This is a genomic window from Euzebyales bacterium, from assembly GCA_035461305.1.
In the GTDB taxonomy this organism is placed as follows: Bacteria; Actinomycetota; Nitriliruptoria; order Euzebyales; family JAHELV01; genus JAHELV01.
Window position 1 is genome coordinate 1 of sequence record DATHVN010000143.1, and the last position, 2,430, is coordinate 2,430.

The 2,430-nt window shown below is 71.9% G+C and carries 3 protein-coding genes; all 3 read right to left on the bottom strand.

The window, feature by feature from the left end; all coding sequences use genetic code 11:
* Positions 1-905: NAD(P)-dependent alcohol dehydrogenase (locus tag VK923_13560; protein HSJ45701.1), on the bottom strand; the 905-nt coding region annotated here is incomplete at its 3' end.
* 111 nt (positions 906-1,016) lie between these two features.
* Positions 1,017-2,129 carry a VIT1/CCC1 transporter family protein gene (locus VK923_13565; GenBank protein ID HSJ45702.1) on the bottom strand — a complete coding sequence of 371 codons (1,113 nt, stop codon included), beginning with the start codon at positions 2,127-2,129 and terminating at the stop codon, positions 1,017-1,019.
* On the bottom strand, positions 2,116-2,430 hold a 315-nt coding region (locus tag VK923_13570), incomplete at its 5' end, for a dihydrofolate reductase family protein (protein ID HSJ45703.1). The genes VK923_13565 and VK923_13570, both read right to left, overlap by 14 nt.

Sequence of the window (2,430 nt, forward strand, 5' to 3'; positions counted from 1 at the left end):
GTCTCGCTCAGCTGGTAGGTGCGGTCGATGACCGGCGTGACGTCGCCGGCGTCGATCATCGCGGAGATCGCCTCCAGGTCCGCGCGGTTGGCCTTCGACACGAACAGCCGCATGTGCTGACCCACGAGGGGCGACACGGCCAGCGCCTGGGCCATCCGCGGCAGGGGACCGAACCAGCGACCGCCCGAGGTCCCATTGTTCGGGATGAGCGTGCCGTGTGGCGTGAGGGCACGGCGCAGCTCCGACAACGAGTGGTTCGCCACGTTGTCGAGGATCAGGTCGTACCGCGTCCCGCCGCGGGTGAAATCCTCGCGGGTGTAGTCGATCACGCGAGCAGCGCCGAGGCCGCGCACGAGGTCGACGTTGCGGGTGCTGCACACGCCGGTCACCTCGGCACCGAGCGCCGTGCCGATCTGCACCGCGAACGTGCCGATGCCACCCGCCGCGCCGTTGATCAGGACGCGCTGGCCTGGACGCACCTTGGCCACATCGCGGAGGGCGTGGAGCGCAGTGAGGCCCGACATCGGGACCGCCGCGGCCTGCTCGAACGTGAGGCCGGCCGGCTTGGGCGCCAACGCGCCGCTGGAGGCGGCGACATACTCGGCGCAGCTGCCCTCGCCTTCACCGAAGACCTCGTCTCCCGGCCGGAGATCCCTGACGCGGGTGCCGACCGCCTCGACGTGGCCGGCGACGTCGAAGCCGGGCGTGCGCTTGCGCGGCTGACGCAGACCGAACATCGGACGCATCATGTACGGCACCCCCTGCATCAGCAGGAGGTCACCGGGATGGACGGCGGCCGCGCGGACGCGTACCAGCACCTCGTCGTCGCCGATGGTGGGTGTGTCGACGTCGGCGAGCCGCACAACGTCCGGTCCGCCGTAGACATCCTGGATGACCGCCTTCATGGAGTGCTCCTCGTCCGCAGGTCTGTCAGCCTCGCGCGGCCCGCGGCGCTGGCAACGCTTTGCCACGCGCGACCGCCCCGAGGCTGTCGCGTGGCCGACGACCGGCTCCGGTCAGCCCAGGGTCACGCCGATCGCGGCGCCCAGGCCGTAGGTGACGGCGGCGGCGGCCCAGCCGATCAGCAGTTGGCGCAGGCCCGACAGCGCGGCGTTGCGGCCGGTGATCAGCGTGGTGGCGGCGCCCAGCAGGAACAGGCCGATGCCGCTGGCGACGACCGCGGCGATGGCCGCGGTCACCCCTGTGGTGAACACGTACGGCAGCACCGGGATGATCGCGCCGACGGCGAACAGCAGGAACGACGACACGGCGGCGACGACCGGGGACCCGCCGAGCTCATCGGGGTCGATGCCGAGCTCCTCGCGGGCCTTGACGTCGAGCGCGGTCTTCCGGTCGGCCATGAGGTTGTCGGCGAGTGTGGTGGCGTCCTGTTCGGACAGCCCCTTGGCCTGGTAGATCAGGCGCAGCTCCTCCTGCTCCTCGTCGGGGAACGTGTCGAGCTCGTCGGCCTCGATCTCGAGCTGGCGCTCGGCGGCCTCGCGGGAGCTCTGCACGGACACCCACTCGCCCATGGCCATCGAGCAGGCGCCGGCGAGCAGGCCGGCGACGCCGGTGATGAGGATCGATCGCGCGGGCAGGGACGCGCCCGCCACGCCCATGACCAGGCTCAGGTTCGACACCAGCCCGTCGTTGGCGCCCAGGACAGCCGCACGCAGCGCGTTGCCGCCGATCGACCGGTGCCGGCCCTCGAGCCGTGCCACGGCGTCGCCCGGCAGACCCGACGTCTGGATCTCCTTCAGGACCCGCGCGTGGGACCGTTCGTCGCCCGGCAGTGCCGTACCGTGCGCCTCCGGCTGATCGTCGTACATGCGCCGGCCCTGGCGCTCCTGGCGCGCGATCGAGGGCAGCACCCACTCGGGTCCCAGTCGCCGGGCCAGTGCCACGAGCACCCTCGCCTGCCAGGTGGGCGACAGCTGCGAATCGTGCCCGGCCGCGGCCAGCCGTTCCGCCCACAGCTGCGCATGGCGGTCCTCGGTCGCAGCCAACGACTCGTACACCTGTGCCAGTTCGGCGCTGTCCTCGCCTGCCGCCATCGCGCGGTAGATCGCGGCACCGTCGACCTCCGCCTGGAGGTTGCGGCGGTAGCGGGCGTGGTCATCCGTCGTCATCTGCGAGCCTGTCGCCGTCGGGTGCCGGGTCGCCGAGCACGCGAACGCCGTAGCGCGCGTACAGTTCCCCATCCTGCTCGCACAGGCCGCGCAACTCCAGTGCCGCCCGGACGGCCGGCGGCGAGACGATGCCGTGACCATACGCACCGGTGAGCAGTGGCGCGACGGTGATGCACAGCTCGTCGACCAGTCCGGTGGCCAGCAGCGCCGTGTTGAGCGCCGGCCCGCCCTCGCACAGCACGTGGCGGATGCCGTGCTCGACGGCCAGCAGCCGCAGCCCTTCGGCCAGGTCGACGTTGAT